Below are 23,765 nucleotides of genomic sequence, written 5' to 3'. Positions count from 1 at the left end.
GCGTCGCCATGTCCTCGTACACACTCCAACAGAACTTGCGGAGGTATCTCCGCGCGCTTCTACGTACCGTCGCCCGCGACAGGGGAGGCATGACCACGGAGCAGGTCATCTGGATCGCGTTCCTGGCGGGTCTCGCGTTGACCGTGACGGGGTTGTTCGGACCGCAGATCTTGGCGGCGGCTCGCAGCGTCACGTTCAAGTAGGCCACGCAGTTCACGTGCGGCGGAGGTCGTGCTGGTCCGACGCGGGCGGCGCAAGCGTGGAGATGACGTTGATCCTGCCGCTGGTCTTCACTCTCATCCTCCTGCTCGCTCAAGCAGCCTTGTACATGCATGCCATCCACATCGCTCAGGCTGCCGCCGCCCACGCCTTGGCGGTCAGCCGCGTGGAGAACGGCACGGTGGGAGCGGGTGGTGCGGAGGGCGACCGGGTGTTGGACGAGCTTGGGCGCGGGCCCCTGCAGGACATCCGGCTCTCCCTGAGCCGCGGAGACGGACGGGCCGAGGCCCGCGTCACGGGGACTGCCACCGCGGTCCTGCCGTTCCTGCGGCTGCCGGTGCGTGCGGACGCCGTGGGCCCTGTCGAGGCCGTGACGCAGGGCCAAGGTGACGTCCGATGAGGCGCGTCGGACGAGGCAGGAGCCGAGCGCAGGGCGGAGCCGAGACCGGAGCTGCGACTATCGAACTCGTCTTTACTGTTCCGGCGTTGATCTTGATGCTCTGGTTCCTGGTCTTCTGTGGGCGGATGACAGATGCCCGCCTGCGGGTCGAGGACGCCGCACACCAGGCGGCCAGGAGCGCGAGTTCGCAGCGAACCATGAGTATCGCCGACGCCCGTGCCTGGTCGACAGCCGTCGAGGCGCTGAAGAGCGCGGGCACCACGTGCGAGTCACTCGATGTCGTCACCAGGGGCAGCGTGCAGTCAGGTGGCACGGTCAGAACGACGGTGACCTGTCGCGTCGAGCTGAGCGATCTCGCACTGTTGCAAGTGCCCGGATCGGCGGACATCGCCATCGAGTTCGCCTCACCGGTGGATGTACATCGCGGGACACAGCGTGGCCCAGGGACTTCCGGAGTGTCGTCGAGCGAGAATCGGATTGTGGGGGCTGTGCCATGAATGCAGATAGGTGCTCCGGCTTACGCTCCAGGAGTCGAGCATGCGCGATTTCTTACGCGACAGGTGGCCCCGTGTCCCGATTGCGCGGACTCGCGCAGCGCGACGAGGGGCAGGTGACCGTGTTCGTGGCTGTGGTCGCGGTCGCCGTCGTCATGTTCGCTGGCCTGGTCCTCGATGGCGGCTTGGCTCTGGCGGCCAAGGTGCGCGCCATCGGCGAGGCTCAGGAAGCAGCGCGCCAGGGCGCGCAGGCCCTGGATCTCGCCGCGTACCGGCTGGACGGCACGGTACGACTTGTCCCGGAAGAGGCCCGCGCCGGGGCAAAGGGCTACCTTGCGTCGACCGGCGGTGCGGCCTCGGGCACGGTCACCGTCACGGAGGACACCGTTGCCGTCACTGTCACAGAGCGCCAACCCACTCAACTGCTGGGCCTCGTGGGAGTCCAGGGCCTGACCGTGACGGCCACCGGATCAGCCCATCCCGTACGTGATGTCGGACCGGCTGCACCGTGAATGCCGAGACGACGCCATGCACACGTTGAGACGCTTCGCCCGAGGCATCCTCGCCGGGCCGGCGCTGTTCGCCTTGGTCGCGGTCGTCCCGTGGGGGTTGATCCAGTACGTCGGCTGGCCGCTGCCTGGGCATGTACCGACGTGGACGGAGACCGAAGCGACCTTGCTCGCGCCCATCAGCACTGCGCGATGGCTCGACCTTCTGGCATTGGTGCTGTGGCCGGTGTGGTGTGCGTTCGTCATAGAGGTCGTCCGGAGCGCTGTCGATATTGCGAGGAAGGGGTGTTGGCCGACGCCGCACAGCCGCAGTGGGCCCGCGCACCTGTTGGCCGCCGTGTTGGTGGGGGCCGTGGCGTCCTCGCTGTTGTTCAACCGGTCCATGGCAGTGGGGGGCGCGCATCCTGTAACCCACGGGCTCGAAGCGACAGCCGACGCGCTCTCTGGTCAGGGACCCGACCAGGACGTCTCCGAGAGCACCGAGGACAGTGCGCCAGATCGTACGGTGGCGGTGCGCCCTCCCCAGCGGGGACTTCACGACAGCCTGTGGCGAATCGCCGAACGCACCCTCGGCGATGGCGACCAATGGCCAGTGATCTACGCGCTCAACCGTGGCCGACTGCAGGCCGATGGAGGCAGGCTGCTCAATCCCAATCTGATCCGCCCCGGTTGGACCCTCCATCTGCCCAATGTGCCTCCCTCCGGAGGAGGCCCCGATGGTCACCAGCCGAAGGTGCCCCCTACGCCGAGGCCCCCGCCGGATCCGCAGAGGCCTACCGTGCGCCCGGATTCGCCGACCGCGTCGGGACCTCACTCCTCGGTCTCTGCCCCGCAGGCTTCGTCTCCGTACGCCCCGAGCCCTCGAGGGCCAGAACGCTCACCGACAACAGGTGTCGAGTTGCCGACAGGTGCCTTCGTGGGACTTGGCATCGCCGGTCTCATCGCGGCGGCCGTAGTGACTGTGCGGTTGCGCCGGCGAATGCGGTACAGGCCGGGCAGCGGTGAGCGGGGCGACTTGACCCTTGCTCCGGTCGTACGTGCTCTGCGCGCGGCCCATGAGCAGGCGACCGGAGAGGAATCCGAGTCCGGGGGCCGCACTGGTGTCGTCGCAGAAGCTGAAGCAATTGCTCCAGTCGAGGAACGGGCGATGGGCATCAGGGAGAGCCGAGCGCTCGCCTGGCAACTTGCCCGCACACGCGGCCTCGGCCTGGTCGGAGCCGGTGCGCCAGACGCAGCGAGGTCCCTCTTGATCGCCTGCCTCGCGAAACGACATGGCGCTGGTGATCGCAGAATTCAGGTGGTCGTCCCAGCTTCTGACGCTCGGATGTTACTGGGGGAGCGTGCTGCGGATCGTCCGGGCCCGTCGAGCCTTCGTGTAGTGGAGCACCTGGAGGAAGCCGTGGACGTGCTGGAGGCCGAGCTGCTTACGCGGACGCGATCCGCCGAACACCGCGAGCCGCGCTCGCCCGCTGCCGAGCCCGAGCCCGAGCCCGTTGAGCTTGTAGTAGTCGCCCGACCCGATCCACAGTCCGAACGGCGCCTGCAGTCCGTGCTCGACAATGGATTCTCCCTCGGCCTTGGCGGTGTGCTCTTGGGGCAGTGGCGCCCGGGGACAACGGTCGATGTTCGATCAGATGGGACGGTGACAGCGGAAAGCCCGCCGGGCGCGGACGAGTTCACTGGCGCGCGCCTGTTCACTCTGCCCGCCGCGGATGCGGGCGAACTCCTTGAGCTGCTTCGTGAGGCTGACCCGGAGATTCGCGAGGTGGCGCCTCAGGGGCCGCCCCTTCCTCGGTCGCCGTCGGAGCCACCTACGGTGCAATCGGTACACCGACGGAGACAGAAGATGAAGCTCTCGGTGCTTGGTCCGGTGCGACTTACGCGGCTTCCAGTCGCGAATGATGGTGACGACGCACAAGAGCTCACTGCCTCCTTGGCACCCAAGCAGCGGGAGATTCTCGCGTTCCTGGCCGTGCACCGTGAGGGGGAACGACGTGAGGTGATCACCGCTGCGATCTGGCCCGACGCCCCGAGTGAACGCCCATACAACAGGTTCCATGCCACCGTCAGTCAGCTACGCCGCGCCCTGCGCACGGCCACCCACGACGAGATCCACGACATCGTCCACCACCACGACGGCCGCTTCGCCTTGGCGCACGACCAAGTAGCGGTTGACGTCTGGGATTTGCAATGGGCTCTGCACCAGGCGCGTACCGCTGAGAGCGACGACGCCCGAGGCGCGGCGCTGGAGCAAGCCATCGATGCCTACACCGGTGACCTCGGGGTCGACATCGATTCCGAATGGGCCGAGGCTCCTCGCGAAGCACTGCGCCGCGACGTACTTGACGCCATCAGTGCTCTGACCCGCCGTCTGAGTCGCAGAGATCCCGGACGCTGCCTCACGCTGATGGAACGCGCCAGGGTACTGGACCGCTACAACGAGGCCATCTACTGCGACATCATGCGCCTACAGGCCCGCCTGGGACGACACGCAGGCCTTCCTCGTACGTTGAGTCTCCTCAGCACGGAGCTGGCCGAGCTCGATGAAGAACCGAGCAGGGAGACGGTAGCCCTGTGCGAGTCGTTGCAGAGGAAAGGGACGGCAAGCGGGGACGGCTGAGTGTGGGCTGCGTGGGCGCACCGAAATTCCAGGGACTCTCGTGAGCAGCGATGGCATCGTATGAACCATGGCAGCGATAGGAGACACTTCCGAGCCTGGAGGCCCCGTACACCGCGTTCCTCTACCCCTGGAAGCGGCGGCATGGTTGTATCAGGCGGATCAGGTGTGTCTGGAAGACCTGCCGATGACTGCCGCGCACGCACTCGCCATGGGGGTGGACACTCCCACTCTGTGCGAGCTCGCCGGTCTGCCGCGCCGTGCGGACCCCCAGGACATCCGTGCCACATTTGAGCAGGCTCTCGCGGAATTGGGGCTCGCGTTGCCCGATCACCACCTGGCCCAACGGTATGCCTTGAGCAGGCTGGCCACGAGGTTCATCTCCGGGGAGGCGACGCTCGGCGACTTGGTATCGGACGAGTGGTCGGAGCTGGAGATCGAGACTGCTGAGGAGCAAGCATTCGTGGCGCTCCTCCCGCCGTGTGCCTGCTGCGTCCAGTACACCCTGGGGCTCGACGAGGTGGCGTGGGAAGCGCAGGTGCGGATCGCGGCTCGTTCCCTGGTCTTGCACCCCGCTGTCGGGCCGGGCATCTGACGAGTGGTCTCAGCCCGGGTTATCGGACTGCCCAGTCCGGCCACAGGACCGTGACGGGCACGCCCACTTGCTCTGCGTAGGAGACGACGTCGGCCGTCCCGCCGTACCCGCGCGCGGGAAGTCCGTCCCAGACGGCGATGAGGCGGTCGCAGAGGCCGACGAGGATTTCGCTTCCGGCCTGGTGGGCTTCGGAAGTCGACTTGTCGAGGCCGGTGGTGTGTATGTCGCTGGCGCGTTTCATGAGGTCGTCGTAGTCGGGGTGGTGCCATTCGGGCAGACCGTCGCGGTATTCGGCCGCGGGGACGACCACTTCGATCCGTCCGCCCGCGCTGAGGACCTCCTTGGCCCACCAGGTGTCGGGTCCGTCGGCGATGCAACTGACGGCTACGAGGTGGCGGGCGTCGTACGTGGCGGCATGGTCGCGGAGCAGGGTGCGGACCTGGTTCGCGACTGCGGGGGGCAGGCCCCGGTGGCCGGTGATGCCGACGCGCATGCGGAGGTCTCCTACAGGTATGCGGTGTGCAGCTGGTCGTCGAAGTCGCGCACGATACGCGGCGGTCGTGGTGAGGAGTAGGCGCGGCGGAGCTCGCGGGCACGTTCCGTGATCCTGCCGGAGCGCAGGCGAATACCCTCCTGCAGGGCGCGTTGGGCGAGGGTGTAGGCCGTGTCCACCTCCTTGGTAGCGAGGTATCCGGTGGCGACGTCGAGGGTGAGCAGGGCACGCTGTTTGTCATGGCTGCTGCTCAGGGCCGAGGCGATCTCGGACTCGCTGATGCGCGTGTGCAGGGGCTGACCCAGCCGTGCCGTACAGGTGATGCGGCAGGCGGCTGTCTTCCGCTCGTCGAAGGCGAAGATCCAGGGCCAGGCGACGGGATCGGCGGCAGTGATGAGTTCGGCGTGGTACGCGCAGGCCTTCAAGGCGCGGTCACAGGCACGCCGTTGACCGCTTGTCGCGTGGGCCACGGCCTCGATCGCCGAAAGCCAGGCCGACGCGAGATGCGGCAAGGCCGGCCCGAGGGCGCGTCGAGCCTGCGTGGCGAGTCGTAGCGCCTCGTGCGGGTTTCCGGTCTCGGCCTCGAAGGAAGCGAGGCTCCCGGTCTGGTACGCCGCAAGGAGAGAATCCCCGGAGCCGCGCGCGGCCTTGATCGAAGAGCCGTACCAGCGTCGTGCCGACCCGTGATCGGCCATGTCCCAGGACAGCCAGGCGGCGAACGAGGCGGCCTCGGACCCCACGGAAGCCATCCGCGCGCGGTGTGCGTTGTCGGGGGCTTCGCCGGCGATGCTCTGGATGAGCTGAAGGTGGGTCTTCATCGAGTCGGCGAGGTCCCTGGACGCCACGGTGGAATCCAAGCGCCGGAATGAGCTGGTGGCAACCCGCAGCGTCGCCGCCTGCGTGTTGTCCCATTCGGGCAGCGCAGGCTGTGCGGAGCCGTTCGTCTTCGGGGCGGCGACCATGGCCGCGGGCAAGTTGAGGAATGCGCGCCGTTCCACTGGCGAGGTCCCATTCGGTTGCTGGTTGGCGAGGCCGACCAGCTCGAAGGAGAGTCCAAGGGCTGTGGCGGCCTTCGCCAAGGTTTCCATGATGTAGGCGCCCGCGCCGTTGTTCTCGAGCCGCGAGATGGCGGCTTGGGAAAGGTCGCAGGCCGTGCCGAGTTGGGCTTGCGTGAGTCCGGAAGCCTTTCTCACCCGGCGGATCACGTATCCGAAGTCCCCGGTGCGCGCTGCGTCCTTGAGGTCTCCGAAAGACATCCAGTCGATGCTCTGTGTCCCCACGGTAGGCAGCATGACATGCCCGTCGCAGAGCTCATACGCGCACGGTGAATATTCGGATGCGCCGGTCGAATGCCACATGGAGATCGCAGCACGGAAGCGCTTCTCTGAGGCTCACAGAAGAGCCCAGAGGCAGCCGGAACGTGAACTGGATGCCGGAGAGGGGGAGTTGTGGGTGTGACGCCTTTGAAGCCTGTCGAGCTGGTGCCAGTGGTGCGCGAGTGGTCGATGGACTACACGATGGTGCATGAAGTGGTGCCGCTCGTGCGGATACATATCCGGCGTCAGCTGCTGGCATGGGGATGGGCCGGGGACGAGCACAACGTGGGCGTCATGGCGTCCGAGCTCGTCACCAACGCCGTGAACCACGGCCGTAGAGTCGGCCACACACTGAATGTGCGCCTCGCGCTGCTGGAGGACGGCGGGCTTGTTGTCGACGTCTCTGATCCGGTTCCCGCGCTCCCGCGTTTCCAAGAGCGCCTACACGCCGGCGGCCAGGACGAATGCGGAAGAGGCCTGCATGTGATTCGTTCGCTCGGTGGCGCCCTGTCGTGGTTCCTGCGGGACGACGACGGCAAGACCGTCCGGGTCCACATCACCGTTTGAACGAGACCTCCAGGCCTGCGCCCCCGGCTGCGAGACGCCCCCGTCGTCCCGCAGCCGGGCGCGGAGGCCCGCGAGCATCAGCACCGCCTTCGCCCACGCAACACGCCCTTGTGAAGCGTGGGTGACCGCGAGCATCCCGTCAGGCGTCACCGCTGCGCGACTTCGAAAGGGACGGCCCCATGGACAAGATCATCGTTACGGGCGGCGCCGGCTTCATCGGCTCGCACTTCGTCAGACGGCTACTGGCGGCCGACGACGTCGCCGAGGTGACCGTGCTGGACTCCCTCACCTATGCCGGGCACAAGGAGAATCTGGAGGACGCACTCCTCTCGCCCAAGCTGAGCTTCGTGCGGGGCAACATCATCGATCAGGAGCTGGTCGACGAACTGGTCCAACGGCACGACGCGATCGTGCACTTCGCCGCCGAATCGCACGTCGACCGCTCCTTCTTTGAAGCGGCCACCTTCCTGACCACCAACGTGCTCGGCACACACACCCTGCTCGACGCCGCTCGAAGGCACGGTATCCAGAAGTTCGTGCACGTCTCGACGGACGAGGTGTACGGACCACTGCCGACGGGTTCCGCCAGTGAGCAGTCGCCGCTTAAGGCGACCGTGCCCTACGCCGCGTCCAAGGCCTGCAGCGACCTGTTGGCGCTGTCCGCGTTCCGTACGGACGGCCTACCCGTATGTGTGACCCGCTCGTCCAACAACTACGGGCCTGGTCAGCATCCGGAGAAGATCATCCCGTTGTTCGTCACAAGGTTGCTCAAAGGGCTGTCAGTGACGGTTCACGGGAGCGGTCAGCACGTGCGTAACTGGCTTCACGTCGAAGACAACTGCCGGGCCATCGAGCTTGTCCTGCGGCGCGGGATCCCCGGCGAGATCTACAACGTCGGTGGCGGCACAGATCTCACGAGCGCGGAACTCACCGGTCGACTTCTCCGTATCTTCGACGCGGACTGGAGCGCGGTGACGTACGTCCCGGACCGTAAGTCCAACGACATCCGGTACTCCATGGACTGGTCGAAGATCGCCGACGATCTCGGCTACGGCCCCTCCTGGTCGCTCGACGCGGGGCTGGCCCAGACCGTGGAGTGGTACCGCGAGCACCCTGAGCGGTGGGCCCCAGTCATCCGCGACGTTGAAGCGCCTCTGGCAGAGATCAATGTCGCCCCTGGTGCGGAAGGGTGACGTCGAATGGCCGCGACCAAGCGCATTCTCGTGACCGGCGTCGGCGGGGCACCCGGGTTCGATCTGACCCGGCACCTGATGGCGCTCGGCTGCGAGGTCATCGCCGCGGACGCCGATCCGCTCGCCTGTGGCCTGGCACTGCAGGGAGTTGTCCCGCTCGTCCTCCCTACAGCCGACGACCCGGACTACGCGTTCCGACTGCTGGAGGCCTGCGGAGGGATGCGCCCCGACGGTCTGCTGTCCACGGTCGAACACGAACTGCCGGTCCTGGTCTGCCTGCGGCCGGAGTTGACGAGACTCGGCGCGCGCACGTGGCTGCCGCACATGGACGCCGTCATGGCCTGCATCGACAAGGCCGCGTTCTACGCAGTTCTCAGCTCCCGGCAGATCCCTACACCGGCGACGTTCCTCCCGCACGAGCTGGACGAGGCCCCGGCACGGCATCCGCTCGTCGTCAAGCCGCGGCGCGGACAGGGAACGCAAGGCGTGCACTTCTGCGAGACCAGGCAACAGGCACAGGTCCTGTGCCAGCTCGTACCCGACCCTATCGTCCAAGAGCGTATCCATGGGCAGGAGTTCACGGCCGACTGTCTCGTCGACCATGCGGGCCGAACTTCGGTGGTGCTGCGCCACCGGCTCCTGGTCAAGGCCGGGCTGTCCATGGTCAGTCGCACCTTTCACGACGAGGAAGTGGCGGATCAGGTCACCCGCACGCTGGAAGCTCTGGGGATGGTCGGGCCGTGCTGCGCGCAAGGGTTCATCTGCGAAGACAGCAACGACGACCAGAGAGTGATCATGACGGAGGTGAACGCCCGGTTCGCCGGCGCGTTCCCGCTCGCCGAAGCCGCGGGCGCCGCATTGGTGCAGCAAACGCTCAACGGGCTGTTCGACGAGCCCATCGACCACGACCGGCTCACGTACAAGCCCGACATCTATCTCATCAAGTGCTTCGAGACGCTGGTCAGCGGCACATGGCACCCAGCCGCGGTCTCGTACGCACACGAGCGGGAGGGGTGACCAGCAGTGACAATCTCACCGGATGAGGCCTCGGTGAACGCCCGTCCGTTCCTGCACGGCCCCGAAACCGAAGCGCTGATCGAGGCGCTGTGGCTGGGGCAGTACGGGCACAGTCGGCTCGTCGAGAAATTCGAGCACGACATCGCCGAATTCCTCGGGGTGCCGGACATGGTGGCCGTCGCCTCGGGCACCGACGCGTTGCACATCGCACTCTTGGCGGCGGAGGTCGGGCCGGGTGACGAAGTGGTCGTGCCGTCCCAGACCTACTGCGCGACCGTGCAAGCCATCCTCGCGACGGGGGCCCAGCCGCGGTTCATCGAGATCAATCCCGCCACGCTGTGCGTCGAAGCCGACGACGTCCTGGCCGCCGTCACGCCGGCCACGCGAGTCGTCCTACCGGTCCTCTACGGCGGACGCGCGGTCGACCTGTCCGCCCTGACCGAAGTGCTCGACAGCCGCCGGATCACCGTGATCGAGGACGCCGCCCACGCCTTCGGCTCCGTGTGCGGCGACAAACTCGTCGGCGCGCGACGGGAGGCGCTCACGTGCTTCTCGTTCGGCCCGATCAAGAACCTGACCTGCGGTCAGGGCGGCGGCATCGTGCCCCGCACCCGCGAGGAGGCCGGCCGCCTGCGCACGCTGCGTGCGCTGGGCATTGCCGACTCCCAGCGACAGCGCGCCCAGACCACGACGTACGCGGTGCAGCAGTACGGGCTGCGCGCCACGATGTCCGCGCTGAATGCGGCCATCGGGCGAGTCCAGTTGCGGTACTTCGACGCCGTGGCCGCACTGCGGAAGTCGCTGTGGCAGTCCTACGCGGATGGCTTGAGCGGGATCGGGGGAGTCGAGGTCGTCGATGTTGACGTCGCACGCTCGGTCCCCTTCAACTGCGTGGTGCGTCTCGTCCACCGCGACGCCGCCTTCCATGCTCTACGAAGCCGTGGCATCGGAGTCGGCGTGCACTATCCGCCCAATCATCTCCAGCCCGCGTTCGCGCGGTGGCGCCGCAGCCTGCCCGTAACCGAGGAATCGGACAGGCAGATCATGAGCCTGCCCTTCCACCCCGCCATGAGCTCCGAAGACGTACAGCGGGTCGTAGCGGCTGTACGGGAAACAGCCCTTGAGGCGGGGACATGCGCATCCTGACGGTCTGCCTCGGGAACATCTGCCGCTCGCCGTACGCGGCTGCCGTACTTGATGCCCGTAGTGGCGCCGGGGTGGAAGTGCGCTCGGCGGGTCTGGTGGGCAAGTGGGCGGGTCGCCCCGCCCACCCGCTCATGGTCGAGGCCGCGGAAGCAAGCGGCTACGACCTTACCCACCATCGGGCCGTCCAGGTGAGCGCGGAGTTGCTGCGCTGGGCCGACGCGATTCTTGCGTTGGACAGCGCGGTGCAGGGTCGATTGCGCGTCCACGGCGGCCTCATTGGCGCAACTGCCAAGATCACCCTCTACCTGGGTGACGCCGATGTGCGTGATCCTTATGGAGGCGACAGGGCAGCGTTCGCCGAGTGCGCGCTGACCATCGAAGCCGCCGCCCACCGGCACCTGCCGTATGCCGCCGGTTAGCCCTGGGCTGCGGCCAATACCACATCGGCCAAGCGCTCGGCGGCGTCCGGTCGACCGTAGGCGCGGGCGCGTTCCGCCATCGCCGTGCGTGCGTGTGCGTCGGTGAGGAGTGGGGCCAGCGCGGACTGGAGCCGCTGTGGCGACACATCGTCGATGAGCGCGAGCGCTGCCCCGTTGTCCGCCAGGTGACGGGCGTTGTGGGCTTGTTCGTTGCCGGCTGACGTGGCGAGCGGGACGAAGACCGCGGCCTTGCCGAGTGCGGTGAGTTCGGCGATGGTGCCGGCGCCGCTGCGGGAGATCACGACGTCGGCGAGGGCGAGTACGTCCGGCAGTTCCGGGCCGACGTATCCGGTCAGGTGGTAGCGCGCGGGGAGGTGCGCGGTGCGGCGGCGCAGTTCTTCGACGTTGTCCGGGCCGCACTGGTGGATCACGTTGGCGTGCTCGAGCAGCCACGGCAGCACGTCGCACACCAACTCGTTGATCTGTTGTGAGCCCTGGGCGCCCCCGGTGACGTACACGGTCGGCAGCCGCCGGTCGAAGCCCGGCATGGTGAGTGCTTCGATCGCCTTCTCACCCTGACCGGTGAACACCTCGGGCCGTACGGGATTGCCGGTGACCACAGCGGACGGCCGTACGCCCTCCGGCAGCAGCGGCACCGTGGATTCGGAGGACACAGCGATCCGGGATGCGGCCGCGGCGAGGGTCTTGTTGGCCAGGCCGAGGCGCACGGTCTGCTCATGTACGACCAGCGGGACGCGGCACAGTCGGGTGGCGGCGACGCCGACCGGGACGGCGACGTAGCCGCCCGTGGCCAGGACGACGTCGGGCCGGAAGGCGTTGATCGCCTTGCGGGCCTGCAGCACACCCAGCGGGACGCGGCTCATGTCGGCGACGTTCGCGGGGGAGACGAGCTTCAGCGGGTTCTTCGAACGGCGGATCTTTCCGGTGGCGACCGCGGTGAACGCGATGCCCTCGCCGGCCGCGACGCGCGACTCGAGGCTGTCGGCCTTGCCCACCCACAACACGTCGAGCCCGGTGCCCTGTTGAGCGAGTCGGGACTGCAAGGTGCGCACGGTCGTGAGTGCCGGATAGGTGTGCCCGCCGGTGCCACCGCCTGTGACCATCAAGCGGAAGGGCCGTTGTGCCCCGGGCCGGGACCGGTTGGCGTCGCTGTTCACTGGGAAGCTCCACTCTGACTGTCGATCACTTCATGCGGCCTTGCCGACCTGTCGACCAGGAGGGCCTGGCGCGGCGGATGCAAGCCGGGCGATGAGCCTCCCACATCGGGCGGGGTCCACCAGAACGCCGGTACCGATGTGGGTGCCGATCCGGGTACCCACTAGAGGGGTACCCCCTACGTCGCACATACCTGCAGGCCAGGGGCTTGCTGCCCCTTCCCCTGTGCCCTGCGACTCCAAGGTGTTTGGTTAGTAGTGGTGCGGAGGACCGGGACGCACCCTCACAGGTGCGGCGGTAAGTCTGTCGCCGGCGGGGCCGGTGACAGGGTCCGACGGTCGGGTTCGCCGGCTCCAAATCCCCTGTTTACTCCTGGTGTGAGTCGCCGGCGCGCTCCGTGTCCACCCGCGTGGCGATCTTGCGTGCCCACTCGCGGCTGTACGGCGTGTGCTTGGCGATCGTCATCAGCGGCACGCCTGCTGTCCGTGCGTCGGCGATCAGCTCATCGAGCGCGCGGCGGGTCTTCTCGTGGGCCGCGGTGGCGCGCTCCAACTTGCGGAGCCACTGCGCCTCCGAGCGAGCGTCAGGACGTGGCGTCATGAGCGGCATCGTCTCACGCGCACTGCCAAGTCACTAGGCGGCCACCCGCCGAGCACGGCTAAAGAATCACTGCCAACTTTGTTGCGATCAACCCCCGAGAGCGAGACACTGAAAGTGCCAAGAAAGTTGGCACTGGAGATCCGAGGGGATCGCATGAACGTCAAGCTCAGCACCGCAGTTCGCAAGGTCACCACCCGGCAGATCACCGTCGCTGAGTACCTCGCCGCGCAGGGGCTTCCCGCTGACTGGCGATACGCCCCACCGTTCGGCCGGATGGCTGCCGAGGCCTACCGCCGTACCTACCATCGCGATCCACCCCGTGCCTTCCGGCTGATCAACGGTCGCTTCCGGAGGGTTATGGCGTACCGGCAGAGCGAGCGGCATGTGCTCGCCACGGCGTGGGAGACCTACCCGCGCACCTCTGCACTTCCCGTTCTGGCCGCCTGAGGGGGCGCCATGTCCGACAGCCTGTTCCGCGCGCTCGACATGATCGAGCCGGGTGACCTCGTGCTCTACCACGGCTCGATCACGAGCCATCACGGCCTGTGGTTGGCCCTCCCGTGCCAGTGCCGCGACTGCCTGCTGGCCGATGAACTCGGACTGCCGGTCGCCCGGTTCGCGCTCGTAGACCCGTGGGGCGAGCGGTCCGGTCCGTGCCATGCCCGGCGAGAGTCGGTCACCCGCTCCGCCGCCTGCGGCTGAGCACCGAGCGCCGTGTCGCCCCGTGACGGCACGGCACCGGTCCGGCGGTCGTACGTACCTCCCCTGGTGGCCGCCGGACCTCCCACCGTCAACCGGGCCCGTAGCTCAGTGGCAGAGCGGTCGGCTTGTACCCGAATGTCAGCGCCGGTTCGAATCCGGTCGGGTCCACTTCTCTCAATCCGGAAGCAGAGCAAGGAGGAGAACAATGTCCACTGACGTCAACAAGCGTTTCCACAGGGAGCGTTCGGCCCTCATCGCGGAGACCGGCGCCGTACGCCGGAACGACGGCACGTACGCCGCGACTGTCGGTTACGACCGCAACGAGGTGATCGGCCGCGACGGTCTCGACACCACGCTGGGCGCCGCCGCCCTGTATGCGTCGATCCCTGCCTGGCACGGGCTCGGCAACGTCATCCCCGGCGGGATCTCCGACATCGATACCGTTCTTGGGCTCGCCGGGATCGACTTCCAGGTACACCGCGTGCCCGCGTTCTACCTCTGGAACGGCGAACTGCGCCAGCACCACGGCAAATACCACACGGTGCGCGGCGACACCGGCGCGGCCCTGGGGGTCGTCGGCTCGCAATACGCACCGATCCAGAACCGGTCCGGCTTCGAGTTCCTCCAGGAACTGGTCAACGACTTCGGTGTGATCTGGGAGTCTGCCGGGGCGCTGCGCGAGGGCCGCAAGGTTTTCATCTCGATCCGCCTGCCGCGCACGATCACGATCGACGCCGAGGGGATCAACGACGAGATCGTTCCGTTCGTCGCTGTGATCAACTCGCATGACGGGCGCTCCCCGTTCACGGCCGTCGTCACCCCGTGGCGTCCCGTGTGCGGCAACACGGAGCGGTTCGCCGTCCGCGATGCCTACACCCGGTGGACCGTGCGGCACACCAAGTCCGCCACCGACCGGATCAAGGAAGCCCGCCGAACCCTCAGCCTGTCGGTCAACTACTACGACAAGTGGGCGAGCGAGGAAACGGCCCTGGCCCGGACGGACTTCGCGATCGACGAGTTCGACCGGCTCATCGGTGAACTGTGGCCGCGCAGCGACGACGCGACCGCGCGCACGGCGCGTGCCGACGACCGGCGCCGCGACACTCTGGCCGACATGTTCACCGTCCAGGCACAGGAGATCGGGCGCACCGCGTACACCGCCGAGCGCGTGATCACCGACTACCTCGACCACGTCGCGCCGCCCCGGCAAGACCATGACGCAAGAGATCGCCCGAGCGACGGCATTGCTCATGGGCACCGACGACGAGATCAAATCCCGTGCCCACCAGCGGCTCATGCGCCTTCGGACTGTCTGAGCCGACCGACCGGCCGCGCCCCATCCGTGCGGATCCCGCCGCCGGGGCGCGGTCCCCACCCCTTCCGACAACAGAGGAGGCCAATCATGTGCTTTGAACTGGAGATTGAAGCGGGCGGCGCCTGTTCCGCGCCGCGAGAGATGACCTGCGTACGGATGGCAACCGTTCTCCAGGTCATGAACGCCTTCGGAATGATCGAACACCGCGAGCCGCCCGATGGGCCGACTCCCGAGGACTTCGGGACCACATACGCCCGCATCGAGGCGTTCCTCATGAGCGACGCCGAGGAGGTGCCCAGCGACCTCGTTCCCTATGCCGCCGCCATGGACAAGATCTTCAACGCCCAGGCCGACACTCCTGCTGGCATCCCGTGCTTCAAAGTCGCGCACGGCGGCTGGCTCGTCACACCGGACGAGATCTCAGCGGCGCTCGGGTCCTGGGACGCCTCCATACCGGAAGCGCAGCGCATGGTCCGTGACGGGCTCTCCTGGTGGACCGAATGGATCGTCTTCCTGGAGACCGCGCGCGATCACGGGGGCTTCCGCGTTTTCTGATCACTGGCCCTGACGCCTCCACGTGCGGCGTCGGGCCCGAACCTCCCAACCAATCGAAGGAGCCCGTCATGGGCTACGACATGACGATCGAGCGCACACCACCCGAAGAGGCCGCACGCGCCCTCGACGCACAGGCCGCGTTCCACACCGCGGCGAGGAGGCGGGACGCGCTACGACTGTCCTGCGACCACCCGGACTACGCGGCAGCGCAGGCCGAGGTGGAACGCGCCTACGACGCGATGTACGCCGTCGACACCGCCTACTTCCGGCTCAACATCTGGGGGATGTCTCGATTCCGTGAGCTGATGGATCAGCTCGGAATGGTCGTCTCCGACTACGGCGTGCCGCCATGGCCGCACGAGCCCGAGGGCGTGACGTGGGACGAAATCGATGCGGCGCAGAACGGGAACGGAGCGTCGAAGTCACCCGCGCGACCGGAAGTGGTGACCTACTTAAAGCAGTGCGAGGCCCACGTGACATGGCATCCCGAGCCAGCGTTCGGCATGGCGCTCCACAAGTTCGCGTCGAACGACGGCTGGCTCGTCACGCCGGAGGAGATCGAGGCCGCCTTGGTCGGCTACCGCACTCACGCAGGCAGCGAGGTCAAGGTAATCGTCGGCGACGACGTCGACTACTGGCTCGAATGGATCGCGTATCTGGAACGCGCGCAGCACCGGGGCGGGTTCCGCGTCTGGTGAGCCGCGGATCTATGACCCGTCCGAACTGTCCGACCTGTCAGGCGACGGGCCGGACAGTTCCCACGAAGTCGTCCCCGCGATACCGGTACGGGGCGATCCTGATCAGACGATGCCTGCCCGGCGCGTGGATCATCTGTCCGCTGCCGATGTAGAGGCCCACGTGATGGATGCTCGCCGCGTCCTGTCCGTAGAAGATCAAGTCTCCCGGGCGGGGCTGCTCGTCTGCGGGGACACGAGGGCCCGACGTGAATTGCTGTTGGGCGATGCGGGGCAGCCGGATCCCTGCGGATGCGTAGGCGGCTTGGGTCAGGCCCGAGCAGTCGAAGCCGGCATCACCCTTCCCTGGGCCGTTGCCACCCCATTCGTAGGGCAGGCCCAACTGGCCCTTGGCGTAGGCGATGGCGTCGCGCGCGGCGCTGCTCGGCCGATCGCTGAGCATGGCCTCGGAACGGCTGCCGTACGTCTGCGCCCGGGACAGGACCTGAGTGACGTAGGCGTCATCGTGGTTGTAGGTCCGGATGGCGCCCGGAATGTTCTCGCCGTGCCGCGCCCCGGAGTCGCACAGGTAGGCGGCCGCAGCCTGTATCGCGTCGCGGGGATCGTACGGAGAGGGGGCTCGCGTACCGGAGCGCAGAGACGGATGGCGAGCCAGGACCGCGGTGAACGTGGAGGGCAAGAATTGCATGGGGCCGCGAGCCCCCGCGTAGTTGGCGCCGCTGTGCACGCCGGGGAGCGTGGAACGTCCGTGGTCCGACTCGACCTTGCCGACGGCCGCCAGCACTGACCAGTTCAGACCGGGGCAGGAGGCGGCGGCATCCGCGTAGAGGCCCAGGTAGTTCGCCGGTATGTCCGAAAGCGCGCTTTCGGTCGGCCGGTTTCCGCCGAAGGGCGACAGCAGGCTGCCAACGGCCGCACTGGCCAGAGCAGCGAGGAGCAGGACGCAGGCGAGCAGCGCGGCGGCGGCCTTACCTGCGGATGACATCAGCGGTACCTCCTCCGATGGTCCTGGTAGGCGTTGGGCGCGTGGGGTGAGGGTGGGGCGAGGGAGCCCGGTTCGGTTGAGGTGCCGGATGTGCAGTGCGGGGCCGGAGCGGTGCAGGGTGCCAGGGCGGGCCATGCGTGGGTGAGGTCCGCCAGGGGCACGCGGCGGGTGTCCGGCGCCGGGGTGTTGAGTGGTAGCCACCTGCCCGCGGTGGGATCGCAGCGGGCCTCGCCGGCGACTAAATCTGTACTCGTGGTGGCCAAGGGAACCAGCGAGGGGTCGTCGAGCAGCGCGGCAGCAACCGCGAGAGCACGCCGGATGCGGGTTTCGTGTTGGGCGGACCGTGTCCAGATGAGCACTGGTGTGGTGATGCCGGTAGTCGCGGCGAGGTGGGCGTAGCCCGGCAACTTGTCGCCGACCCGCTCGGCCGGGCGCTCGGTTCCCCAGTCGTATTCGAGGAACCACTCGACCTCGCTGCGGCATTGGCGCAGGCGGCCGTACGCGTCCGGTCGGACGATGTCGCCGAAGAATCCGCGGCAGCGGGTCTCCGACCACCAGGCGGTGAGTTGGCAGTCACCGTCGGAGCGGCGAGCGTGCTCCACCAGGGTGGTGAAGAATGTGTTCGTCGCCACGGTGTGGGCGAGGCGGAGTGAGTGTGCGATGCCGATCGCGTGGTCGTGGCGGTAGTTCAAGTCCCCGGGGTGCGGGGCGTCTTCGCGCTCGAGCAGGGATGCTCCGGCGACGTCGAGGACGTAGTGCATGGGCGCCGACCCGTACGTGACGAAGGGCTGGAAGCGGTCCACTACGCGCCACTTGTAGAGCCGGAGCAGGCGTGTGCGTGCGCTGCGTACCGAGGGCCAGGCGAGCTGGGTGATCTGGTCGGTGGTGAGGACCTTGTGCTCGTGCAGCATCCGGGCCAGCCAGCGGTCGCGTTCAGTGAGGCGGCCGGCGATGCGGGCGACGTACTCGCCGCGGGCTGCTGTGCGTTGGCTGGGGCGCTGTGGGCGATGCCCGCGCAGCGAGCGCTGGGGGACGGGAAAGGTGCTCATGGTGCACACCTCCGTAGTGCCGTGAGTCGGATGGTCGTCGGTCAGGGACCGCGGCGGGGGTCCGTCGAGGAGCGGGGTAGGCGCTTGTCCAGGGGTATGGGGGCGGGTGTGCCGGCCGGGCGCGCGTTGCGTCGGGCCGCTGCGCGGATGGCTCGAGCCCGGCCGGCGACCGGCGGCGGGAGCTGCTCCGTGACGGCGGTGAAGGCAGGCCCCTCCGCGCCGAACAGCACGGGGCGGATCGCGATGTGGAAAGCGTCAAGGTGCGACAGGTCGTGTTCCGTGAGGCGGGGCGCCGTGTGCTGGGCGAGGTGGCGGGCGTCCTCGGGGGACGTGTTGAAGTAGATCTTCGTACGGGCGTTGGTGCTGATGCCCTCCGCCAACTCCCTTGGCAGCTGGCGGAGGTACTGGTGGGCGAGGGTCATGGACAGGCGGTAGCCGCGGGCCTCGGCGAGCATGTCCTCCATGGCGTATGGCAGGTTCAGGAAGGTGTGTGCCTCGTCGATGTAGAGGGAGGCGTCGTGGCGCTGCGCTTGAGGGATGCGGGCGCGATGAGTGGTGGCCTGCCAGGCTCGGGCGACGATCACCGAGCCGAAGAGGTGGGAAGTCTCCGCGCCGAGCGTGTCCTTGGAGATCCGGACGAGGCAGATGCCGCCGTCGAGGACCTGGCCCATGTCCACGGTGGACGGTCCGGAGGCGATGGCGGAGCGGATGAACGGGCGTAGCAGGAAGGCGCGGAGCTTGTTCATCAGCGGCGCGGACACGCGGGCGCTTCCGGCTTCGGAGAGGGCGTCGTACCAGGTCCAGAACCCTCGGAGGATGTCGTCCGTGATGTGGGCGACGGCCCGGTGCCGGAAGGCGGGGACGGACAGGAGCTTGGGCAGGTCGGTAAGGGCCGGAGTGCCGGGCAGGGTTCGCAGGGTGAGGGGACCCGAGCGCAGGATGTCGTCGCTGCGCGGTCCCCAGGAGGTCGCGTAGACACGAGAGAAGATCGACACGAGATTGTCGACGCTGCGGGCGACGTCCGTGCCCTCCAGCGGATTGATGACCGGGGGCTTTTCCTTGTCGTCGGCGTCGAACAACACCACCTTCTCGCCGAGTTCTTCGGGCAGCCGCATCAGCAGGTCGTTGACCAGGTCGCCCTTCGGGTCGATCACGATGACGCCCCGTCCCGCCAGTGCGTCCGCCAGCGCCATGTGGGCGAGGAGTTCGGACTTGCCGGAGCCGGTGGCGCCGAGGACATGGAGGTGCTGGCGTGCGTCGGGAACGCGCAGCCCCACGGGGTGCGGATGGCCGCTGTCGGTGCGGCCGATGGGGCGGACATCGCGGCCGGTGGTGGCGACACCGGGTGGTGGCGGAACGGCGCGGGCACCGGCTCGTTGCAGTCCGGCGATGGACTGGTCCCAAGGCAGATGTGCGAGCGCGGCGAGTTCCTCGACGGAGAGCAAGTCGCCCTTGTCCAGGCGGCGTGCGTTGATGCGGGGGAGCATGCGCCTGCGTCGACTACGGCGGTAATGGTTGTGCTCGGTGAATGTGGCGAACGCGCTGGCGATGGCGTGCCCCCGGCCGCGTAGACGATCCGTGGTGTGGGCGCGATCGGTCGAGGGCGCCTCGGCGGGGACGGTGGAGGCGACGGCGTAGCGGATGCGGGTCTCGTACTGGGCGCCTCGCTGTTTGGCGACGATGGCTCTGTCCTCGGCCGAGCGCTCCAAGGCGGCCTGCCGGTCGAGTACGGATGCTGCGGCGCTGGTACGGGCGTGGTGGCCCGGCGTTATCAGGTCGAGCAGGCGGCTGATAGGCCGTGCGGGATGTCCGGAGCGTACGTGGCGGGCGGCGCGGCGGGCCTTGGTCACCCGGTGGCCTGCCACGGGCCGGGCCAGGATCTGGACGACGGCCTGCTCGCCACGGGCGAGGCCGACGGGGGCGCCGAGCAGGGCGCGCGCCGGGTCGGTCGGGAATCCGGTGCGGATCGGCAGGGCGTCACTGCGAGACAGCCGTAATTCGCCGCCGGCGGTGTGGAGTTGGTGGTGCCGAGGTGCGGGCTGGGGGAGGGCCGGAGCGGCGGGCCTGGTGTGGGTGCGCGCTCCGGGCCAGGCGGCCTCGATCGCGCGCTCCACCATGCCGGGCGGGACGGTGCCCGGAATCCAGAGGTGAATGCGCGTGGTCTCGGGGTCGAATGAGTACTCCCATGCCACATGCGGCTGGCCGGTCAGGCGTCGGCGCCAGCCGGGACGCAGCAGGCCTACGAGATTCGCCCACAGCGCGGCGGCGCCTTCGCGGTCCACGACCGGCGGGGGAAGGATGCTGATCAGGCGGGCGTGGGTTGCCAGTACGTGGCGGTGGTGGCGTCGCAAGGACCAGCGTGCGACGACGATCGCCAGGACGCCGAACGTGGCCACCGATCCGACGGTAGGCCCCCATTGCACGCTGCAGCGGCGGATGAGTTCGAGTACTTCGTGAACGGCGCCTTGTGGGTCGCGGAGGAAGTCGACGAGGGGCGAGGCGGTGGGGAGGGACGAGGGGTGGGCGAGTACGTGTGTCGGCATGGGGTGCGCCTTCGTGAGAGGGAGCGGAGGTGCGGGTCGACCGGGGTCTACTCAGGGAGGGGCGAGGCCAAGTGGTCTTGCCATGTCGACGTCGGCCTCGTCCGGGTCGCCCTCGGTCAACTCGATTGCTACGTCCGCGAATTGCCGAGCCGCGTCTTCCTCGGCGTAGGCGACGAGCTCGGCGGGATCCGTGGTGACGAGGGAGTGCTCGGTGGGCGAGGCCACGGCCTCGAAGGCCACCCGCTGTGTCCCGGAAAGCAGCCCTTGGCCCCGATCCGCGGTGAGCAGGAACTGTCGCTCCCCGTCGGACAGGCCGAAGGCGCGCGTGACTTCGTCGATGGCTTGAGGGGACTGGCGCAGCAGGATCTGGGTGGCGGCATTGGCCACCACGGCCTTGCCCAAGTCGGTGGCGAGGACATCGGCGGTGTCCTGGGTCGCCACGGTCAGACCGGCCCAGCGCTTGCGGCTGGCCTTGGACATACGGAAGAGGAACTCGGCGCCGGCGGGCTCCTTCATCAGCGACCACGCCTCGTCGACCACCACCAGTCGAGGCCGGCGCAGCGCCGTGTCGGACACGTGCCGCCACACGGTGTCCAAGGTCAGGAGCGTGCCGATGGGCTTGAGCTCGTCAGCCAGGTCACGTAGCGAAAAGACCACCAGATGCCCTTCGGGCCGGGTCGTCGTAGGGCCGGCGAAGAGGTCGGAGAACGCGCCTTGCACGAAGGGGTGCAGCCGGGCGGCGAGGTCCGCTGCCGTCCGGTCCTTCATTTGTTTGAGGGCGGTTGCGAGGTCGGCGAGGAGCGGGGCGGGGTGTGTCCAGGTCGCCGGATCCGCGGTGATCCCTGCTCCTCGATAGGTGGCGATGATCGCCTGGTCGAGAACCGCACGGTCGGTCGGCGTCGGCGTGCCGGCCAGCAGCACGTCGACGACGGTGTGCAGGAAGAGCGAGCGGCGGATGAGCGCGTCCTTGGTCGCGCTACGGCGTCCGTCGGGATGGGTGCGGATCGGCAGGTCGAATGGGTTGACCCGGATTCCATCGACGCCGAGGGGCACGTAGCTGCCGCCGACTGCACGGGCGAGGCGCGCGTACTCGTCCTCGGGGTCGATCACGTAGACCTCGATGCCCTGGTAGAGCGAGCGCAGCGACTCCAGCTTGACGAGATAGGACTTGCCGGCGCCCGAACGTCCGAGCACGACCGCGTTGTGATTGTCGAGCGCGAACCGGTCCCAGTGGACGAGGCCTTGGCTGCCGACGTTGTAGCCGTACAGCACGCCTTTCGGGGCGGGAGAGGAGGAGGTGGTCGGATCAGCCGGTGGAAGGTCGGGGCTCGTGAAGGGGAACGCTGCCGACAGGGCGGCCGTGTCGACGGTACGACGCATCTTGACCAGGTCCAGGCCCACGGGCAGGCAGGTGAGCCAGCCCTGCAGGCTCCGGTAGGTGGTGGACTTGGCGTCAAGGAGGAGGCTCGCGGCGAGCGAGCGTACGGCGCCGACTTCTTCTGCGAGTTGTTGCCGGCTTGCGGCGTGGACTGTCAGGTAGAGGCCGAGCCGGTAGAGCTTCCCCTCGCCACGGGCGACGCGCGCGCTCAGGTCGTACGCGTCCTCGGTGGCCGCCTCCACGTGAGGGTCGAGCAGCCGTCCCCGGTCGTGGGTGTAGCGGCGGCCGGACTCGAACTTGGCCAGCTGGCGGCGCAGGCGCTTGGCGGCGGTGACCGGGTCGACGGGGTCGATGTGGAGCGAGACGTCCAGGCGGCCGGGGAAGGTGAGGAGGGGTTGCAGCCATCCCGGATGGACTTCGCGCGGGAAGCCGGTGACGGCGAAGGACGCCGTCCAGTCCTCTCCGACCTCCAGGTGCCGGGGTGCTACGACGATGGCGTCGGGGGCGAAGGCGGCGTTGGCGCCGAGCGGAGATGCGGTTCCGTACAGGTCGGATCGGCCAGGACTCATCGGGTGACGGATGCGCAGGCGGGCACGCTTCACGTGGACCACCTCGCTCCGATTGCTCCGCGCGGGCCGTGAGATTGGGTTGGTGTGGGTTCCGCTTCCACGTCCTCGGCCGGATTCGTTTGTGTCGGGTCGCCCCACAACGTTGGCGGTGCGGCGGCGCCCGTGATCACCTCGTCGGAACTGGCGAGAGCCGAGGACGGAGGGATGAGGCTGTCCGAATTGCAGGCGCCCGACAGAACGGCCGTGGTCTGCCCGGCGTCCAACGGGGTGACGGAGACGCCGATGGGCCCCAACAGCTCCACAGCCTCGGTGAGTCGACGTACGAGACGTGCCTCGGCAGCGCGTTGGATGGCCATCGTTGTTGGACGGTGCCGGGCAGATGCGCGCCGGTTGAAGATGGTGAAGGGCAGACCGCCGCGCCCTCCGGGCGGGCCGATGGTGGTCAGCGGTTCGCGTAAGACGATCAGCACCTGACGCTGCAGGAGGTCGGCCTGGCTACCGAGCTCGACGAGATAGTCGGCGTGTTCGTGGGCGGCAGCATCGAGGGCAGGGTGCGGCAAGTCCGCTGCACAGGCGCGCAATTCAGCTATCTGTGAGGAGAGGTCGAGCCGCTCGGCGCGGACAAGGATCTGCACGGGAGCGGTCAGTGAATGCAGGTACCGGCTGAGCCCGCCGACCAAGGACTCCTGCTCGGTGGCGGTGCGGAGGGCGAAGTTCACGGTGCTGCATACACCGATTGCAGCGATGCCGTCGGTGCCGAGGTCGATAACGCCAGTCTCCGTGATGCCTTGAGCAGGCAGCTGCAACGGGACCGGGGAAGGCGTCTTGGCGGCGCGAGTGCCGTCGTGGACGGTGCGTTGGGTGAGCCGGCCGAGGGATTCGGGGACAGGGAGAATTCCTTCCGGGGCAGCGACCCGGTGGCGAGGCGAGGCGCCTTGCCGAATCGCGGCGAGGACGAGGCGATCCAGTGACAGGCCGTCCCGCTGTCCCAGCGCCAGCAGCGCGGCAGCCCCGCCTACGGGGAGAGCAATGACCGCGAAGACCGCGACCGGCACGACCGTGCGGGAGAGGGCCCAGAGTCCGTAGAGCAGGACTCCGGTCACGGACAGGAGCAGCAACTGCCGTGCGGTCAGGTTGGCGAGCACCGTGTCTTCGCGGTCGACGTCGGCGGGGATGCGCACGGCATACGGCGGCGAAGGGGAGTTGGTCTGTG

Annotated in this window: 23 protein-coding genes and 1 tRNA gene; 15 read left to right on the top strand and 9 right to left on the bottom strand. The window is 68.2% G+C overall.

Features of this window, described 5'->3' with window-relative positions; genetic code table 11:
- The first annotated feature begins 217 nt into the window (after positions 1-217).
- From ACIRHA_RS32715 to ACIRHA_RS32695, 5 genes are all read left to right on the top strand, one after another.
- Positions 218-619 carry a TadE/TadG family type IV pilus assembly protein gene (locus tag ACIRHA_RS32715; RefSeq protein ID WP_403853385.1) on the top strand — a complete coding sequence of 134 codons (402 nt, stop codon included), beginning with the start codon at positions 218-220 and terminating at the stop codon, positions 617-619.
- Entirely contained in the window at positions 616-1,116 is a 501-nt protein-coding gene (locus ACIRHA_RS32710) for a TadE/TadG family type IV pilus assembly protein (RefSeq protein WP_403853383.1), read from the top strand. Before ACIRHA_RS32715 ends, ACIRHA_RS32710 begins: the two co-directional genes overlap by 4 nt.
- A 71-nt stretch (positions 1,117-1,187) precedes the next feature.
- The gene (locus tag ACIRHA_RS32705; protein ID WP_403853381.1) at positions 1,188-1,625 is read left to right on the top strand and encodes a hypothetical protein; all 438 of its coding nucleotides are present in this window, start codon (positions 1,188-1,190) and stop codon (positions 1,623-1,625) included.
- Positions 1,626-3,000: 1,375 nt separating this feature from the next.
- Positions 3,001-4,242, top strand: coding sequence for a hypothetical protein (locus ACIRHA_RS32700; RefSeq protein ID WP_403853379.1), 1,242 nt, complete (start codon positions 3,001-3,003; stop codon positions 4,240-4,242).
- Between the two features lie 67 nt (positions 4,243-4,309).
- Positions 4,310-4,834 carry a hypothetical protein gene (locus ACIRHA_RS32695; RefSeq protein ID WP_403853377.1) on the top strand — a complete coding sequence of 175 codons (525 nt, stop codon included), beginning with the start codon at positions 4,310-4,312 and terminating at the stop codon, positions 4,832-4,834.
- A gap of 19 nt (positions 4,835-4,853) precedes the next feature.
- Here the strand turns inward: ACIRHA_RS32695 and ACIRHA_RS32690 are convergent, their stop codons facing one another.
- Both ACIRHA_RS32690 and ACIRHA_RS32685 read right to left on the bottom strand, forming a co-directional pair.
- Positions 4,854-5,327 (bottom strand): hypothetical protein, encoded by a 474-nt coding sequence (locus ACIRHA_RS32690; protein WP_403853375.1) that lies wholly within the window; start codon positions 5,325-5,327, stop codon positions 4,854-4,856.
- Positions 5,328-5,338: 11 nt separating this feature from the next.
- Positions 5,339-6,607 (bottom strand): helix-turn-helix domain-containing protein, encoded by a 1,269-nt coding sequence (locus ACIRHA_RS32685; protein WP_403853373.1) that lies wholly within the window; start codon positions 6,605-6,607, stop codon positions 5,339-5,341.
- A gap of 174 nt (positions 6,608-6,781) precedes the next feature.
- Here ACIRHA_RS32685 and ACIRHA_RS32680 point away from each other — a divergent pair, with 174 nt between their 5' ends.
- The 5 genes from ACIRHA_RS32680 to ACIRHA_RS32660 all read left to right on the top strand — a co-directional run bounded on the left by ACIRHA_RS32680 (position 6,782) and on the right by ACIRHA_RS32660 (position 10,985).
- Positions 6,782-7,210 (top strand): ATP-binding protein, encoded by a 429-nt coding sequence (locus tag ACIRHA_RS32680; RefSeq protein ID WP_403853372.1) that lies wholly within the window; start codon positions 6,782-6,784, stop codon positions 7,208-7,210.
- 179 nt (positions 7,211-7,389) lie between these two features.
- Positions 7,390-8,403, top strand: coding sequence for a dTDP-glucose 4,6-dehydratase (rfbB, locus tag ACIRHA_RS32675; RefSeq protein WP_403853370.1), 1,014 nt, complete (start codon positions 7,390-7,392; stop codon positions 8,401-8,403).
- 6 nt (positions 8,404-8,409) lie between these two features.
- Positions 8,410-9,420 carry an ATP-grasp domain-containing protein gene (locus tag ACIRHA_RS32670; RefSeq protein WP_403853368.1) on the top strand — a complete coding sequence of 337 codons (1,011 nt, stop codon included), beginning with the start codon at positions 8,410-8,412 and terminating at the stop codon, positions 9,418-9,420.
- A gap of 33 nt (positions 9,421-9,453) precedes the next feature.
- The gene (locus tag ACIRHA_RS32665; RefSeq protein WP_403853366.1) at positions 9,454-10,566 is read left to right on the top strand and encodes a DegT/DnrJ/EryC1/StrS family aminotransferase; all 1,113 of its coding nucleotides are present in this window, start codon (positions 9,454-9,456) and stop codon (positions 10,564-10,566) included.
- Positions 10,554-10,985 (top strand): low molecular weight phosphotyrosine protein phosphatase, encoded by a 432-nt coding sequence (locus tag ACIRHA_RS32660; RefSeq protein WP_403853364.1) that lies wholly within the window; start codon positions 10,554-10,556, stop codon positions 10,983-10,985. Before ACIRHA_RS32665 ends, ACIRHA_RS32660 begins: the two co-directional genes overlap by 13 nt.
- On the opposite strand, the gene ACIRHA_RS32655 is transcribed toward ACIRHA_RS32660, so the two are convergent.
- A complete protein-coding gene (locus ACIRHA_RS32655) occupies positions 10,982-12,109 on the bottom strand; it encodes a UDP-N-acetylglucosamine--N-acetylmuramyl-(pentapeptide) pyrophosphoryl-undecaprenol N-acetylglucosamine transferase (RefSeq protein ID WP_403853362.1) in 1,128 nt (375 codons plus the stop codon). The genes ACIRHA_RS32660 and ACIRHA_RS32655 overlap by 4 nt on opposite strands.
- A 418-nt stretch (positions 12,110-12,527) precedes the next feature.
- On the bottom strand, positions 12,528-12,761 hold the full coding sequence (locus ACIRHA_RS32650; protein ID WP_403853360.1) for a hypothetical protein: 234 nt from the start codon (positions 12,759-12,761) through the stop codon (positions 12,528-12,530).
- A gap of 153 nt (positions 12,762-12,914) precedes the next feature.
- Between ACIRHA_RS32650 and ACIRHA_RS32645 the strand changes: the two genes are divergently transcribed.
- The 5 genes from ACIRHA_RS32645 (at position 12,915) to ACIRHA_RS32625 (ending at position 16,031) form a co-directional block, all read left to right on the top strand.
- Positions 12,915-13,208 carry a hypothetical protein gene (locus ACIRHA_RS32645; RefSeq protein ID WP_403853358.1) on the top strand — a complete coding sequence of 98 codons (294 nt, stop codon included), beginning with the start codon at positions 12,915-12,917 and terminating at the stop codon, positions 13,206-13,208.
- Positions 13,209-13,217: 9 nt separating this feature from the next.
- Positions 13,218-13,463, top strand: coding sequence for a hypothetical protein (locus tag ACIRHA_RS32640; protein WP_403853356.1), 246 nt, complete (start codon positions 13,218-13,220; stop codon positions 13,461-13,463).
- 94 nt (positions 13,464-13,557) lie between these two features.
- A tRNA-Thr gene (locus tag ACIRHA_RS32635) sits at positions 13,558-13,631 on the top strand.
- Between the two features lie 157 nt (positions 13,632-13,788).
- Positions 13,789-15,333, top strand: a complete 1,545-nt coding sequence (locus ACIRHA_RS32630; RefSeq protein ID WP_403853354.1) for a DUF932 domain-containing protein — start codon at positions 13,789-13,791, stop codon at positions 15,331-15,333.
- Between the two features lie 68 nt (positions 15,334-15,401).
- A complete protein-coding gene (locus tag ACIRHA_RS32625; RefSeq protein ID WP_403853352.1) occupies positions 15,402-16,031 on the top strand; it encodes a hypothetical protein in 630 nt (209 codons plus the stop codon).
- A gap of 37 nt (positions 16,032-16,068) precedes the next feature.
- Here the strand turns inward: ACIRHA_RS32625 and ACIRHA_RS32620 are convergent, their stop codons facing one another.
- The 5 genes from ACIRHA_RS32620 to ACIRHA_RS32600 are packed head-to-tail and all read right to left on the bottom strand — an operon-like array spanning position 16,069 to position 23,733.
- Positions 16,069-17,013 (bottom strand): NlpC/P60 family protein, encoded by a 945-nt coding sequence (locus ACIRHA_RS32620; RefSeq protein WP_403853350.1) that lies wholly within the window; start codon positions 17,011-17,013, stop codon positions 16,069-16,071.
- Complete coding sequence (locus ACIRHA_RS32615; protein WP_403853348.1) at positions 17,013-18,062, bottom strand: replication-relaxation family protein; 1,050 nt, start codon at positions 18,060-18,062, stop codon at positions 17,013-17,015. The genes ACIRHA_RS32620 and ACIRHA_RS32615 overlap by 1 nt, the downstream gene beginning before the upstream one ends.
- 41 nt (positions 18,063-18,103) lie before the next feature.
- On the bottom strand, positions 18,104-20,605 hold the full coding sequence (locus ACIRHA_RS32610) for a type IV secretory system conjugative DNA transfer family protein (RefSeq protein ID WP_403853346.1): 2,502 nt from the start codon (positions 20,603-20,605) through the stop codon (positions 18,104-18,106).
- A 51-nt stretch (positions 20,606-20,656) separates the two neighbouring features.
- The gene (locus tag ACIRHA_RS32605; RefSeq protein ID WP_403853344.1) at positions 20,657-22,585 is read right to left on the bottom strand and encodes a VirB4 family type IV secretion system protein; all 1,929 of its coding nucleotides are present in this window, start codon (positions 22,583-22,585) and stop codon (positions 20,657-20,659) included.
- Positions 22,582-23,733 carry a PrgI family protein gene (locus ACIRHA_RS32600; protein ID WP_403853342.1) on the bottom strand — a complete coding sequence of 384 codons (1,152 nt, stop codon included), beginning with the start codon at positions 23,731-23,733 and terminating at the stop codon, positions 22,582-22,584. Before ACIRHA_RS32600 ends, ACIRHA_RS32605 begins: the two co-directional genes overlap by 4 nt.
- Positions 23,734-23,765 lie beyond the last annotated feature (32 nt).

Origin of the sequence: Streptomyces sp. NPDC102360 (assembly GCF_044766085.1) — a bacterium.
Taxonomy (GTDB): Bacteria; Actinomycetota; Actinomycetes; order Streptomycetales; family Streptomycetaceae; genus Streptomyces.
The sequence above is the reverse complement of the archived record's forward strand: the minus strand, read 5'-3'. Positions and strand labels throughout refer to the sequence as shown.

Excerpts from the sequence above, each read along its gene's own strand:
- ACIRHA_RS32620 (WP_403853350.1), bottom strand. The coding sequence starts at position 17,013 with ATGTCATCCGCAGGTAAGGCCGCCGCCGCGCTGCTCGCCTGCGTCCTG.
- ACIRHA_RS32710 (WP_403853383.1), top strand. The coding sequence starts at position 616 with ATGAGGCGCGTCGGACGAGGCAGGAGCCGAGCGCAGGGCGGAGCCGAG.
- rfbB (WP_403853370.1), top strand. The coding sequence starts at position 7,390 with ATGGACAAGATCATCGTTACGGGCGGCGCCGGCTTCATCGGCTCGCAC.
- ACIRHA_RS32670 (WP_403853368.1), top strand. The coding sequence starts at position 8,410 with ATGGCCGCGACCAAGCGCATTCTCGTGACCGGCGTCGGCGGGGCACCC.
- ACIRHA_RS32615 (WP_403853348.1), bottom strand. The coding sequence starts at position 18,062 with ATGAGCACCTTTCCCGTCCCCCAGCGCTCGCTGCGCGGGCATCGCCCA.
- ACIRHA_RS32640 (WP_403853356.1), top strand. The coding sequence starts at position 13,218 with ATGTCCGACAGCCTGTTCCGCGCGCTCGACATGATCGAGCCGGGTGAC.
- ACIRHA_RS32695 (WP_403853377.1), top strand. The coding sequence starts at position 4,310 with ATGGCAGCGATAGGAGACACTTCCGAGCCTGGAGGCCCCGTACACCGC.
- ACIRHA_RS32690 (WP_403853375.1), bottom strand. The coding sequence starts at position 5,327 with ATGCGCGTCGGCATCACCGGCCACCGGGGCCTGCCCCCCGCAGTCGCG.
- ACIRHA_RS32650 (WP_403853360.1), bottom strand. The coding sequence starts at position 12,761 with ATGACGCCACGTCCTGACGCTCGCTCGGAGGCGCAGTGGCTCCGCAAG.
- ACIRHA_RS32655 (WP_403853362.1), bottom strand. The coding sequence starts at position 12,109 with ATGGTCACAGGCGGTGGCACCGGCGGGCACACCTATCCGGCACTCACG.
- ACIRHA_RS32660 (WP_403853364.1), top strand. The coding sequence starts at position 10,554 with ATGCGCATCCTGACGGTCTGCCTCGGGAACATCTGCCGCTCGCCGTAC.
- ACIRHA_RS32610 (WP_403853346.1), bottom strand. The coding sequence starts at position 20,605 with ATGCCGACACACGTACTCGCCCACCCCTCGTCCCTCCCCACCGCCTCG.
- ACIRHA_RS32625 (WP_403853352.1), top strand. The coding sequence starts at position 15,402 with ATGGGCTACGACATGACGATCGAGCGCACACCACCCGAAGAGGCCGCA.
- ACIRHA_RS32645 (WP_403853358.1), top strand. The coding sequence starts at position 12,915 with ATGAACGTCAAGCTCAGCACCGCAGTTCGCAAGGTCACCACCCGGCAG.